12 protein-coding genes are annotated in these 12699 nt (G+C 73.5%); 6 read left to right on the top strand and 6 right to left on the bottom strand.

Annotation, left to right across the window (positions count from 1 at the left end; all coding sequences use genetic code 11):
- Positions 1-2 precede the first annotated feature (2 nt).
- Positions 3-791 (top strand): SWIM zinc finger family protein, encoded by a 789-nt coding sequence (locus AC5020_RS07730; RefSeq protein WP_464987833.1) that lies wholly within the window; start codon positions 3-5, stop codon positions 789-791.
- A 5-nt stretch (positions 792-796) separates the two neighbouring features.
- Positions 797-2428, top strand: coding sequence for a serine hydrolase domain-containing protein (locus AC5020_RS07725; RefSeq protein ID WP_464987832.1), 1632 nt, complete (start codon positions 797-799; stop codon positions 2426-2428).
- A 21-nt stretch (positions 2429-2449) separates the two neighbouring features.
- Here the strand turns inward: AC5020_RS07725 and AC5020_RS07720 are convergent, their stop codons facing one another.
- Positions 2450-3901 carry a serine/threonine protein kinase gene (locus AC5020_RS07720; protein WP_464987831.1) on the bottom strand — a complete coding sequence of 484 codons (1452 nt, stop codon included), beginning with the start codon at positions 3899-3901 and terminating at the stop codon, positions 2450-2452.
- A gap of 73 nt (positions 3902-3974) precedes the next feature.
- On the opposite strand from AC5020_RS07720, the gene AC5020_RS07715 reads away from it, so the two are divergent.
- The 3 genes from AC5020_RS07715 (at position 3975) to AC5020_RS07705 (ending at position 6545) form a co-directional block, all read left to right on the top strand.
- Entirely contained in the window at positions 3975-4244 is a 270-nt protein-coding gene (locus AC5020_RS07715; protein ID WP_464987830.1) for a hypothetical protein, read from the top strand.
- On the top strand, positions 4241-5110 hold the full coding sequence (locus AC5020_RS07710) for a hypothetical protein (RefSeq protein ID WP_464987829.1): 870 nt from the start codon (positions 4241-4243) through the stop codon (positions 5108-5110). The genes AC5020_RS07715 and AC5020_RS07710 overlap by 4 nt, the downstream gene beginning before the upstream one ends.
- Before the next feature lie 205 nt (positions 5111-5315).
- Positions 5316-6545, top strand: coding sequence for an alkaline phosphatase family protein (locus AC5020_RS07705; protein ID WP_464987828.1), 1230 nt, complete (start codon positions 5316-5318; stop codon positions 6543-6545).
- Between the two features lie 49 nt (positions 6546-6594).
- Here the strand turns inward: AC5020_RS07705 and AC5020_RS07700 are convergent, their stop codons facing one another.
- The 3 genes from AC5020_RS07700 to AC5020_RS07690 form a co-directional block, all read right to left on the bottom strand.
- A complete protein-coding gene (locus tag AC5020_RS07700; RefSeq protein ID WP_464987827.1) occupies positions 6595-7173 on the bottom strand; it encodes a hypothetical protein in 579 nt (192 codons plus the stop codon).
- Positions 7174-7195: 22 nt separating this feature from the next.
- Positions 7196-8053 carry an alpha/beta hydrolase fold domain-containing protein gene (locus tag AC5020_RS07695; protein WP_464987826.1) on the bottom strand — a complete coding sequence of 286 codons (858 nt, stop codon included), beginning with the start codon at positions 8051-8053 and terminating at the stop codon, positions 7196-7198.
- 74 nt (positions 8054-8127) lie between these two features.
- Positions 8128-9438, bottom strand: a complete 1311-nt coding sequence (locus AC5020_RS07690) for an MFS transporter (protein WP_464987825.1) — start codon at positions 9436-9438, stop codon at positions 8128-8130.
- A 134-nt stretch (positions 9439-9572) separates the two neighbouring features.
- Here AC5020_RS07690 and AC5020_RS07685 point away from each other — a divergent pair, with 134 nt between their 5' ends.
- Positions 9573-11540 (top strand): solute carrier family 23 protein, encoded by a 1968-nt coding sequence (locus AC5020_RS07685; RefSeq protein ID WP_464987824.1) that lies wholly within the window; start codon positions 9573-9575, stop codon positions 11538-11540.
- Positions 11541-11584: 44 nt separating this feature from the next.
- Here the strand turns inward: AC5020_RS07685 and AC5020_RS07680 are convergent, their stop codons facing one another.
- Positions 11585-12418 carry an SDR family oxidoreductase gene (locus AC5020_RS07680; RefSeq protein WP_464987823.1) on the bottom strand — a complete coding sequence of 278 codons (834 nt, stop codon included), beginning with the start codon at positions 12416-12418 and terminating at the stop codon, positions 11585-11587.
- Entirely contained in the window at positions 12415-12693 is a 279-nt protein-coding gene (locus AC5020_RS07675; protein ID WP_464987822.1) for a hypothetical protein, read from the bottom strand. Before AC5020_RS07675 ends, AC5020_RS07680 begins: the two co-directional genes overlap by 4 nt.
- Positions 12694-12699: the final 6 nt, after the last annotated feature.

Raw genomic sequence — 12699 nt, 5'->3', positions numbered from 1 at the left:
CGATGAGCATCAGACTGACCTCGCGCCGCGGCGCGATCGGCAGGAACTGGCACGCCGCCGCCCTGCGCGACGCGGCCGAGACGATCCTCGGCGTGGGCCGCGCCGGCAGCGGCAAGGCCGACGCCCGTGCCGGCCGCGTGCAGTGGCTGGACATCGAGACCGGCATCGCCCGCGGCGACGTCCTCGACGCCGACGGTCACCTCTACCAGGCACGCGTGGACCTCCCTCCGTTCAGCCCCGCGGACCGGGAGGCCTTCGTGCAGGTCGCCCGCACCCGCCCGGACCTACCGACGCGCCTGGCCGGCGGCGAGTACCCCCAGGACCTGGAGGCAGAGCTCGCCCGCTGTGAGGTGTCCCTGCTGCCCCGCGGCGCCTCCGAGCTCTCCCACGACTGCTCCTGCCTGGATTGGCCGGGACCCTGCCGTCACGTCGCGGCACTGGTCTATGTGCTGGTCGAGGAGGTCGACGAGCGGCCCGTGCAGCTGCTGACCCTGCGCGGCCTCGCCCTCGAGGACCTGGTCCCCCCGGCCGGCGGGCGGAGCCCCGCGGCGACGGGGCCGACGGGTCCGGCACGCCCCGAGGACCCGAGCGGTCCCGGTCCGGCGAGCGGGCCGGAGGACCCGGGCACGCCGGAGGACGGGGACGGTCCCGCCGCGCGCGGCGGTTTCGACCCGGCCCGCATGGACCCGGCGCTGCTGGCCGAGGTGATCGGCGACGGACCGGCGGCGGCCATCGCCTCGTTCTACCGTGCCGGCGCCGCCCCGAGCGACCAGCCCCCGGCCATAGAGTGAGGATCATGCCTGCCACCTCCCCCGCCTCCGCCTCCGCTGCTGCCGCCCCGCCCGTCGCCTCCGCGGCCGACATCGTCCCGGAGCACGTCAGCGCAGAGATCGCCGCCCTGTTCGACGACGCCGTCGCCCGGCACCGCACCGCCGGAGTCACCTGGGCGCTCATCGGAGGGCACGGCCACAGCCGGGCCGTGCTGGCTCACGGCGCGGCCGGCCACCGGGAGCTCGCCGAGGGCCGCCCCGCCCCCGGCTCCGCGCCCATGGACCGCGGGACCATCTCCCGGATCGCGTCGATGACCAAGTCGTTCACCGCTGCGACCGTGCTCGCGCTGCGGGACGAGGGACGACTGCGCCTGGACGATCCCGTCGCCCAGTACGTCGCCGAGGCCGACGGGGCCTTCGAGACCGGTCCCGACGACCCCGAGGTCACCGTGCGCCACCTGCTGACGATGAGCGCGGGCCTGGTCACCGACAATCCGTGGGGCGACCGCCAGGAGGCCCTGACCCGCGAGGAGTTCGCAGAGATCCTGCGGGCCGGCCTCGGTCACGTCCACCGCCCCGGCACCGGGTTCGAATACTCCAACACCGGGTACGCACTGCTGGGCCGCGTGATCGACGAGGTCACCGGCTCGGACTACACCACCGAGATCCGCCGCCGCTTCCTCGACCCCCTGGGCCTCGCCGACACCGCCTTCGAGGCCGCCTCGATCGACACGGGACGCCTGGCCACCGGGCACCGGGTCGGCGACCGCAGCGACGCCACCCGCTTCGAGCCCGTGCCGCTGGACTCCCCCGGCGTGTACGGCGCGATGGCCGGCCTGTTCTCCACGGTCGACGACGTGGCGACCTGGGTGCGCTTCCTGGCCGCGGCCGACGCCCCGGGCGAGGCCACCCCCGCCGGGGAGCCGGCCGCACCCCCGCTCTCGGCCGCCTCCCGCCGCGAGATGCAGCAGCTCCAGCGCCACCAGCCGCTGGCGCCCCTGCCCGCCGGGGAGGACGGACGCTCCCCCGGTTTCGACCGGGTGCGCGGCTACGGGCTCGGCCTCGTCGTCGAGCAGTTCCCCGACCTCGGCGAGGTCATCTCCCACTCCGGCGGCTACCCCGGCTACGGCTCGTTCATGGTGTGGCACCGCGCCTCCGGCGTCGGCGTCGTGGCGCTGGCCAACAGCAAGTACGCCCCGGCCACGCCGTTGTCGATGCAGGCCCTGCGCCTGCTGCAGCGCGAGGTCCCGGAGCTGCTCGCCCCGCCGCGGAAGACCGCCTCGCGCCAGACCCTCCGGGCGGCCGCCGCCGCGGTGGACTGGCTGCGCACCGGCGACGCCGCTGCCGCGGACGCGGCAGATACGAAGGAGACAGAGAATACGGCGGATATCTGGTTCGCCGGGAACATGGACCTCGACAGCACCCGCGCCGAGCGCCGCCGGCGCCTGGAGGCGGCCCTGGCCGCAGCCGGCCTGGACCACAGCGCCCTGGAGCTGCTGCGACCGGACAACGCCACGGTGCTCAGCCGTGCCCAGCTGCGCTGGACCCTGCGCGGCGCCTACGACGGTGCGCCCTCTGTGCGGATCGATCTGCTGACCGATCCGCGACGCGAGGCCCTCGTGCAGTCGCTCGACGTCACCACGGTCGCCGCCGGCTGAGAGCGGCCGGCCGGTCGCGCCTCAGGTGAAGACGTACCCGTCGCCGTCGTCGGCCTGCGTGCAGGAGAGGTAGGCGCCGTCGGCCGTCATGGCGATGACGCCTTCGTCCTCGGCGAGGCACTCCTGGCCGGGTTCGACCTCGGCGAAGGCGGAGTCGATGTCGCTGACCGGGGCGGCGGCACCACCGGCGGCACCACCGTCGGGACGGAAGACCACCACCAGCGTGACCGCCACGATGACCCCGAGGATCACCGCCGCGGCGACGCCGAGGCCGACCGCGAGCAGGGTGCTGCGGTTGGTGCCGCCGGGCCCGGTGGCCGTGCCCGTGGCCGTGGTGGCCCCGGTGGCCGTGCGCGCCGGGGAGGAGACGGTGCCCTGGCGAGTGCTCTGCGGTGCCCCCTGCGGCCCGTGTCCGGGCGGCGTGTGCTGCTGGGCTCCGCGCTGCGGCTGCGGTCCGCGCTGCGACTGGGGCGGGGTGCCGTGAGCGCCCGCTCCCTGCGGTCCGGTCTGCGGGGACGCCGAGCCGGAGGAGAAGCCCTGCTGGACCCGGCCGGCGCGGATCGCCTCCATGGAGGAGGCCGCGACCTGCGGGGCGGGCCGCTCGGGTCGGGCGGCACCGGGCGCGTTCTCCGGCAGGGGCTCCAGGGTGTCCTGGAACTCGAGCGGGGTGCCGTCGGCGTGCGTGAGCGGATAGCCGCGGGGCACGCGCGGAAGGTCGCGGCGCACGGCGTCGGCGCTGGCATAGCGCTCCTCCGGCTGCGCGGCGACCAGTCTGCGGATCACGGCGGACAGCTTCGGCGTGACCCCGCGCAGGTACTGGGAGAGCTCGTCGGGACGGAAGGCGCCGTCGTGCAGCTTGATCGGGCCGTTCAGCGCGACGAGAGCGACCACACCGGCCGCGTACAGATCGTGCGACGGTGCGGGCTCGGCCATCGAGAACAGCTCCGGGGCCATATAGCCGGGGGTGCCGTTGACCATGCCCACGTGGGTGAAGCGCACGTCGCTCTCGTGCACGGCGATCCCGAAGTCCGCCAGACGCGAGACGGGGAAGGCGCGACCGCGCGGCTCGAACATGATGTTGGCGGGCTTCACGTCGCGGTGGATCCAGCCCTCGGCGTGCACATGGGAGAGGCCGTCCAGCAGCTGGTCCAGGATGACCGCCACGGCGGGCTCGGCGAGCTTGCCCTTCTTCTTGACCACCGACTCGAGGGTGCCGCCCGAGACCAGCGGCATCGCGATGACCACATGCTCGTCCTCGGCGCCCCAGCCGTACGGGGTCAGCAGATGGGGGTGGTCGAAGGTGACGCCCTTCTCACGCACGAAGCGCATGAGGTCGGCCGAGTCGCGCTGGCGCAGCACCTTGGCCGCGCACAGCTCCTGGGTCTTCGAATCCCAGGCGCGCCAGACGGACCCCGAACCGCCCTTGGCGATCAGGTCGATCAGCGCGAAGCGCCCGACAATCACATCAGCCATAACCCGCTCAGCATAACGGCCGCCCGAATGCGGACGTTATGCTGGCCACCTTCAGCGACCGGAGGGGAATGACGTGGGCCTGGCAGCACCGCTCGAGGATGACCCGATCTGGGACCCGGTCGCCTTCTCCTGGCCCCTGATCGGAATCCTGCTGGCCATCACCGTGCTGCTGACCATCGGTTTCGTCGTGTGGACGGTTCTGCAGCCCGACGAACCCGATCATGACACCAGCGAACTCGTCGACAAGGCCACCCGCCGCGACCGGGAGCAGGCGCGCACCATCCACCGCCGGCTCGATGCGGATTCCGGTCGCGCGGACACCTTCGAACCCGAGCTCAGGTGACCTTCCCACAGGAGTCCGTGCGGCGCCGCGACCTCACCCGCCTGCTCGCCATTCCCGGGGCGGCGCTGGCGACCCAGGCCACCGCGTGCAGCGGCCCCTCCCCGGTACCCACCTCGAGCGACATCGCCCGGGACCCGCTGGCCGAGCTCGACCCCGAGAACTGGGACGCCCGCACCGCGGAGGAGGTCCTGGCCCTGCCGGTCCGCACGCCTGACCCGGCACCGTCGCAGTGGGACGAGCTCGGCACCGACGACGCCACGCTCGATCCAGCCCGAGCGCCTCTGGTCGACTTCGTCCGGGAGGCATACCTCTCTCCCTCCGCGCTGCGCGGACTGGACGACGACGCCGCACTGGAGCACATCATCGACGCCACGCCCGAGTACTGGGTCGAGGATCTGGAGACGGCGTGGAACGACGGCGGGCGCCACTTCTACGCGTTCTCGCCCGCTGAGCGGTACCGCACCGTCGGCCGGCCGGCGATCGCCGCCGACTGGTTCCGCGGGGAACGGGAGGACCTGCCCGTGCTGATGCTCGGCAGCACTGTGGCCTGGACCGTCCTGGACACCGACAGCCATGCCGTCGGCGTGATCGCCTACCGGCTCGGGATCGTCGCGACCATCGAGTCGGACGGCTCGGCGAGCGAGGCGACGCTCCGCGTGACGGTGCACGGCCTGGACGGCTGCGCCACCACGGACGAGGGCGGCCTGCCGGTCCCGGCGCTCGCCGACAGCGAGGAGCATCAGGCGGCCCAGAAGGCCACGATGGACAATGTCATCGCCTCCCCGCGCATCCCCCGGGACGCCCTGCTGGACGACCACTCCGCGCTCTTCGAGGGCCGCAGCTCCACCAACGTCGTCTGCGAGTGAGGGGCCGGGCGCCGAAGCACGCGCGGCAGCTTCCACACACGCTGTTCACCTGGACGTGGCCGCACGCTCACCCCCGCCTTGCGCCCCGGAAAGGCGCCGGCCGTACGGTTGCGCGAACATCGATCCAGCGCATGACCCGCGCCGCTGTCCGACTCACGCCATGTCGACCCAGCAGCGCACCGACCGCACGGAGGGGAGGAGGCCCATGCCCGCCGGCCGCACCCTCGTCCTCGCCGTGGACGGCCTCGACGAGCACGACATCGGCGCCCTCACCGACGGGACGGGACCGATCGCCGCTGCGACGCCGCTGCGGATCCGCCCGGGCGGCCCCTCGGAACCTGCGCCCGCACTGACGAGCCTGGTGACCGGGGCGTCGGTCGCCCACACCGGGGTGGCCACGCAGGCGCCCTTCCGACCGGACCGCCCCGATCGCCGCTCCACCTGGTACGCCGAGGCGGTCACCGCTCCCACGCTGCTGGAGACCGCGCAGGAGCTCGGTCTCGTCACGGCCGCCCTGCAGTGGCCCGCGACCGCCGGCGCCTCCCTCGACCTCTGCCTGCCGCTGGTCGAGGACCTGGGCCGTTTCCGCAACCGGTGGGAGATGACCGAGCAGACCAGCTCCCCGAGGATGGTCGCCGAGCATCTCCGGGCACGCCGCGAGGCCGGTGTGCAGCTCTCCCAGGTGCCCCAGGACGAGCTGGTCGCCGAGATCGCCGCCGAGTGCTGCCACGGCGGCCGTCTCGATCTGCTGGCCGCGCGCCTGACCGGGCTGGGGATCGAGCGCCGCTCCTCGGGACTGGAGACGCCGGCGACTGCTCGTGCGCTGGTGGACACCGCCGATGCCATCGCCCGGATCGTGGACGCCTTCGCGCCCGATGAGGACGACCGCATGGTGCTGGTCCCGGGTCGCCCGCTGGTGCCGACGGCACTGCTGGTCCATCCCAACGCGGTCCTGGCCGCTCAGGGGCTGGCCGAGACCGAGGGCACGCAGCTGGCGGGTTTCCATGCCCTGGTGTGGCCCGACGGCCCGCGGGGCGTGCTGCACGTGCGCCGCGCGGAGGGCCCCGTGGTGCGGGACGCCGCGATCGGCGCCCTCCGCGAGATCAGCGAGCACACCCGGCTGCAGCTGAGAGAGGTCGACGACGGAGTGGGGGCCACCGCGGAGACCGACGTCATCGCCGTGCTCGAGGGCACCCCGGGCACGGTGTTCGGGCTCTCGGCGACCCACCGCCCGCTGGTCGAGGGCGATGATCCCTATTACGCGGGCCCGCGGGCGGTCTCCGACCCGTCGGCACCGGTGACGGCCCTGGCCGCGGGGCCGGGGCTGCCGTCCTCTCCCGCGGACGGGTCCTGGGCGGATCTCGGCGTGACCCTCGCGAGAGCACTCGGAGCCCCGCTTCCGGGCGCGACAGCGCACGGGATGTGCCCCGTCTGAGGACCGGACCCCGGTTCTCCGCGGCGCCTGCCCGAGCCGTCGTCGGGCCTCAGCGCACCCTGGGCACCCGGGCACGCATCCAGCCGCGAACCGCCTCGAGCGCACGGCGCAGCGGGCCGGGCGGAGGACCGGCCAGCCGGTCGCGCAGCTCTTCGAGCGCGGGCGCGTGGTGGACGATGTGGTGCGCGCCGTCGTGCAGTGCGGGGTGGGCGCTGCGCGTCGTCAGCTCCCCGGCGGAGACCTCGACCGCGAAGGCCACCCGCACCTGGTGGGCGCCGTCGCCGTCCAGGACGACCTCGAGGCTGTCGACGGCGACGGCAAGATCCGCGGCGAGGTCGGCGCGCAGCCGCTCGATCGCCGCATCGAGGCGCGCGGAGGTGGGCTCGTCCTCCCGCACGGAGGCGGTCAGCGGGATCGAGACCAGATTCCCGCCGACGTCGGTGATCGCGTCGATGACCTCGTGGATCCCGCTCTCGCGCCCCTGCTCGCGCACGGTCACCTGCTGGACGACGATGCGCAGGGTGCCCTCGGAGCTGTGCGGCGTCACCAGATCTCGGATCATGGCGACGGCTCTCGAGCTGCCGTCCCAGGTCACATGGTCATCTACCAAGTGGTCGCCTCGCGTCATGGGCACCAGGTTAGCGCGTACCTCAGGTGGCGGCGGGGTGCCTCAGGCAGGCGTGGGCGGCCTCGATCTGCGAGCGGCGTCCGGTCTGCGCGGCGGGGCCGTCGCCATGGATGGCCGGGTCGTGGCCGGCGCCGGGGATCTCGAGGTAGGTCGCGGTGCCGCCGGCGTCGGTGATCGCGGCGTGCAGACGCCGTGAGTCCTCGACCAGGTAGTCCTCGGCGCCGGTGACCAGGTGGACCGGCGGCAGTGCGCCGAGCTCTCCGTGCAGCGGGCTGATGCGCGGGTCCTCCGGGGGCACGCCGCGGGCGTACAGCCGGACGGCGGTGCGCAGGTCCGCAGCGTGCTCGTCGTCCTGTCCGTCCTCAGCGCCCTCCGTGCCCGCGGGCCGGCGAGCGGCGGGAGTGAGGTCCGCCCACGGGGATTCCAGCAGCAGCAGAGCCGGGGCATCCGCGCCGGCGTGGATCAGCGACTGGGCGGCGGCGAGCGCGAGCCCGCCCCCGGCGCTGTCGCCCGAGAGCGCCCAGCGGCCCGGACGCAGCAGCGACTCCCGGCCCATCGCGTCGATCGCGCCGAGGACGTCGTCGAGAGCCGCCGGGAAGGGGTACCGCGGAGGCAACCGGAAGTGCACCATCGCGGTGGCCGCGCCGGCACGCCGGCCGACCTCCTCCAGCCAGCCCCAGTGGTTCGGGCTCTCGCCGTACAGGTGGCCGCCGCCGTGCAGGTGCACGATGGTCGAGGCCGCGGCACGGTCGGCGTCGATCCAGGTCACGGGCACGCCCTGGTGCTTGCGCCGCTGGACCCGGGCAGGGGCCGCGACGGCGCGCGGGGGCAGGGTGGGCCGCTGGGAGGCGAGGATGCGCAGCGCACGGACGATGCTCATGGGAGGCATCCTGTCACGAAAACGGCGGATGCTCAGGTTCTGACCGGCGCTGATCCGCTGCGCTCGGGCAGCTCTCAGGCGGAGATCTCGTCGTCGACCATCCGGGGCCGGGCGGCGCGGTGGCCGACCACGCCCAGCAGCACGCCGCTGGCGGCCATCATCGCCAGCAGCGCGGGGATCGAGCCGGTGGCATCGAGCAGCGCACCCGCGATGATCGGCCCGATCGCGGCGAGGATGTAGCCGTAGGGCTGGACCATGCCGGACAGCCGCGCGGTCACCAGCGGGGACCGGCTGCGCAGGGGGATCAGGGTCAGCACCGTCGGGAAGGCGAAACCGCCCACCCCCAGCACGCAGGCCCACAGCAGCGGGCTCACGGCCGGCGCCAGCCACAGCCCGAGATAACCGATCGCGGTCAGCGCGCCGAAGCCGGCCGCGATCCACGGCAGGTGCCGGGAGCGGTCGACCACCACGGGCATCACCAGGCCGCCGACGACGCCCCACGCCAGGACCACCGCCATGATCACGCCCGCCCTCATCGGGGAGATCCCGGCCGACGTCAGCACCTGCGGCAGGAAGCCGAACTGGGTGTAGACGTTCGTGGACTGCAGGCCGAACATGACGGTCAGGGCGATGGCCGTCGGCGAGCGCAGCAGGGAACCGCGCAGCTCGCCCGCCGGTGACGGCGGCGGGAAGTCGTGACCGGTGCGGACCAGGACGAGCACCCAGATCACCACGGGCACCGCGGCGAGCATGCCCCAGAACTGCAAGGACTCGCGCCAGCCCTCGGCGCCGGGACCGGCCAGCGGCACGGACAGACCCGCTCCGGCCGCGCCGCCGAGCGCGAGCATCATGCTGTACAGCGTCAGCAGCGTCACCGTGCGCGCGGCCCCGTGCTGCTTGATCCACGCGGGCACCACCACGTTGCCCAGCGCCGGGCCCACCAGGGCCAGCAGCGACAGGACCAGGAACAGGGCGAAGGCATCGACCGTCGGCCGCAGCAGCAGGCCGAGGGTGGCCAGCACGAAGGAGGCCACGACCGTTCCGGTCAGGCCCAGCACGCGCGAGATGGGCACGGCGAGGGCTCCGAAGACGCCGAAGGCAAGGCAGGGCAGCGCGGTCAGCAGCCCGGAGGCGGTCGCGCCCTGGTCGTAGGCGGCCTCGACGTCACCCATCAGCGGTCCCAGCGAGCTGGCGCCGGGCCGGAGGTTCAGCGCGACCACGCTCACCGCGAGGACGGCGAGGAGGCCGCCGACGGCGGTGGCGCGCGTGGCGCGGGCCGGTGCCGGGCCGTCGGGCGCGGGCGAGAGGGATCCGGTGCTCTCCGGGGAGGCTCCGGCGGAGGGCGTCGAGGAGGCGGGGGCGGGATCCGACGGGGTGGTGCTCACCGCACCGTCCTACAGGTTCGGGCCCGGCCGCGGCCAGCACGTGATCCGGAGATCACGCTGCGGGCCCTACTCTGGTGCGCGGCCCGATCGCCCCGTCGGCCGCTCCCTCGCCCAGGACCCGCAAGGACAGCTCCATGACGCCCGACCCCGCCTCCGCTCCCGGCTTCGGCTCGGCCTCCGCCACCGCGGCCCCCGCCTCTCCTCGCCGGCATCCCGTCGACCAGGTCCCCGCGCCCGGCCGCCTCGCCGTGCTCTCCGTCCAGCACGTGCTGGCCTTCTACGCCGGCGCGGTGATCGTGCCGCTGCTGATCGCCTCCGGGCTGGGCCTGACGGCCGAGCAGACCATCCACCTCATCAACCCCGACCTGTTCACCTGCGGCATCGCGACGCTGATCCAGTCGGTGGGCTTCTGGAAGATCGGGGTGCGCCTGCCGATCATCCAGGGCGTGACGACCACGGCGGTCAGCCCCATCATCGCGATCGGCCTGGCCGCGACCGGTGGGGAGGGCGGCGCCGAGGGGCTGCCGATGATCTACGGGTCGATCATCGTCGCGGGCCTGTTCACCTTCCTGGCCGCGCCGTACTTCGCGAAGATCCTGCGGTTCTTCCCGCCGGTGGTGATCGGCACCGTGCTGACCACGATGGGCATCACCCTGCTCGGCGTCTCCGCCGGGGACATCACCAACCAGGCCGACGGGGTCCCCGCCACCCGCGACGTGCTCTACGCCCTGGGCACCCTGGCGATCATCGTGCTGGTCCAACGCTTCTTCCGCGGCTTCCTGGGCACCATCGCGGTGCTGCTGGGCCTGGTGATCGGCACCGCGGTCGCACTGCTGCTGGGCGACACCTCCTTCAGCGGCGTCACCGAGGCCTCCGCCTTCGGCGTCACCACGCCCTTCTACTTCGGCGTCCCCACCTTCTCGCTGACCGCGATCCTCTCGATGATCATCGTCATGCTCATCACCATGGTCGAGACCACCGGGGACGTGTTCGCCGCCGGGGAGATCGTCGGCAAGCGGATCCGCCCGCGCAGCATCAGCGCGGCGCTGCGGGCCGACGGCGCCTCGACCCTGCTGGGCGGGATCCTGAACTCCTTCCCCTACACCTGCTTCGCCCAGAACATCGGCCTGGTGCGGCTGACCCGCGTGAAGTCCCGCTGGGTGGTCGCCGGGGCAGGCGTGCTCATGATCGTCCTGGGCGTGCTGCCGAAGGCCGGCGCCGTGGTCGAGGCGATCCCGGCCCCCGTGCTCGGCGGGGCGTCGCTGGCGCTGTTCGCCTCGGTGGCCCTGGTCGGCATCCAGACCCTGTCGAAAGTGGACCTGACCGACAACCGCAACTCCGTCATCGTCGGCACTTCCCTGGGCCTGGCGATGCTGGTCAGCTTCAAGCCCGACGTGGCCGCCGTGTTCCCCACCTGGGCGCAGACCTTCGTCTCCTCCGGCGTGAGCGTCGGCGCGATCACCGCGATCATGCTGAACCTGCTGTTCTTCCACCTCGGGCGCCAGCACGGCTCGAACGTCGCCACCACCGCCGCCGGCGAGCGGATCGGGATCGACGACGTCAACGACATGGACCGCGAGGCGTTCGTGGCCACGTTCGCCTCGCTGTTCAACGGTGCGACCTGGCCGCTGGAGCGGGCCTGGGAGTCCCGGCCCTTCGCCGATGCTCCGGCGTTGCGCGCCGCCCTCGAGGACGCGGTGCTGACGGCCGGCCGCGAAGAGCAGGACGCCCTGGTGGCCGCCTACCCGGACATGGCCACGCTGGTCACGGCCGACGAGGAGGAGGCCGGCGCCATCAGTCAGGACGTCGGCTCCTTCGCGCTGGAGAACCTCTCCGACGGTGACGTCGAGGAGGTCCGCGAGCTCTCGGGCCGCTACGAGGAGCGGTTCGGTCTGCCGTTCGTGGCGTTCCTGGGCCGCACCGACTCCTTCCGCCAGATCATCGAGGACGGTGTGCGGCGCCTGGACCACTCACGCGAGCAGGAGCGCCGCGTCGCCCTGACGGAGGTCGTCGAGATCGCCGGGGACCGCTTCGGCATCATGGTCGCCGACGCCAACCCCGTCGGCACCGCCTGGGCACGAAAGTTCGACTCGCTGCAGTGAGCCGGGCCGCGCTCGGGCGGGCCGCGCCGCACGCGGCGGGCGCCTCAGGGGCGGCGCCAGTCGTCGCTGTGCAGATGGGAGCCGGCCATCGGCCCCATGGTGAGCATCCCGCCGTCGACCACCCAGGACTGGCCCGTGACATAGCCGGCGTCCGGGCCGGCGAGGAAGGCCACGGTGGCCGCGATCTCCCGGGCGTCGCCCGGGCGGGAGACGGGGATGCCAGGGCGGTGCTTGTCCTCGAGCACGCTCTCGTCCTCCTGGCCCGTCATCTCGGTGGCGATCTCCCCGGGGGCGACCGCATTGACCGTGATGCCGTGCTCGGCCAGCTCGAGGGCGGCCACCTTGACCAGCAGGCCGAGCCCGCCCTTGGCCGCGCAGTACGGGCCCGCCCCCACCCGCGGGGCGTGCTCGTGCACGGAGGTGATGGCGATGATCCGGCCGCCGCTGCCGGCCTCGACCATGCGGCGGGCGGCGGCCTGCAGGCAGCTGAACGCCCCGTCGAGGTCGACGGCGACGACATGGCGCCAGGTCTCCAGATCCATGTTCAGCAGCAGCTGCGAGGTGCCGGTGCCGGAACTCATGACCAGGGTGTCCACCCCGCACATGGTCGTCGCCAGGTCATCGACGACCGCAGCTCCGGCGGCCGGGTCGGAGAGGTCGAGACGGCGCACGTGGGCCACGGCCCCGGCGGCCACGACCTCCCGAGCGGTGCCCTGGGCGCCTTCCTCGTCCTGGTGCCAGGTGATGCCGATCTGACGGTCCGGCCCGGCCAGGGCCACTGCGGTGGCCCGGCCGATGCCGGAGTCGGATCCGGTGACGATGGCGCGGCGCGGCTCGAAGGCGGCGGAGCCGCCCGTCGGCGCCGGGGTCGCGCTCATCGCGAGACCAGCTTGAAGAAGGTGCTGTCCTCGCCGTCGGACTGCTCCTGCTGGTAGAGGAAGGCGAGGTTCTGCTGGTCGAACTTCGCGAACCAGTCGTCCCAGCTGACGTGCTCCAGCTGCTCCTCACCGGTGCCGCCGGGGAAGTCGATGCGCAGCACGCCGACGTCACCGGAGTCGCCGGTGCCCTTGACCCCGGCCGGGGTGCCGTCGTGCTGCTCGACCCACTGGCGGATCTCGCCGTGGTCGGTGGTGGTGATGCTCTGCGATGCCATGGGTCT

The sequence above is a fragment of the Brachybacterium sp. SYSU DS0246 genome (assembly GCF_059391765.1).
Note: the sequence above shows the minus strand (reverse complement) of the source record. Positions and strands in the feature narration are given on the sequence as shown.

Bases quoted from the DNA above. Each gene is read 5' to 3' on its own strand.
- AC5020_RS07730 (WP_464987833.1), top strand. From the start codon at position 3: ATGAGCATCAGACTGACCTCGCGCCGCGGCGCGATCGGCAGGAACTGG.
- AC5020_RS07725 (WP_464987832.1), top strand. From the start codon at position 797: ATGCCTGCCACCTCCCCCGCCTCCGCCTCCGCTGCTGCCGCCCCGCCC.
- AC5020_RS07720 (WP_464987831.1), bottom strand. From the start codon at position 3,901: ATGGCTGATGTGATTGTCGGGCGCTTCGCGCTGATCGACCTGATCGCC.
- AC5020_RS07705 (WP_464987828.1), top strand. From the start codon at position 5,316: ATGCCCGCCGGCCGCACCCTCGTCCTCGCCGTGGACGGCCTCGACGAG.
- AC5020_RS07700 (WP_464987827.1), bottom strand. From the start codon at position 7,173: ATGACGCGAGGCGACCACTTGGTAGATGACCATGTGACCTGGGACGGC.
- AC5020_RS07695 (WP_464987826.1), bottom strand. From the start codon at position 8,053: ATGAGCATCGTCCGTGCGCTGCGCATCCTCGCCTCCCAGCGGCCCACC.
- AC5020_RS07685 (WP_464987824.1), top strand. From the start codon at position 9,573: ATGACGCCCGACCCCGCCTCCGCTCCCGGCTTCGGCTCGGCCTCCGCC.
- AC5020_RS07680 (WP_464987823.1), bottom strand. From the start codon at position 12,418: ATGAGCGCGACCCCGGCGCCGACGGGCGGCTCCGCCGCCTTCGAGCCG.
- AC5020_RS07675 (WP_464987822.1), bottom strand. From the start codon at position 12,693: ATGGCATCGCAGAGCATCACCACCACCGACCACGGCGAGATCCGCCAG.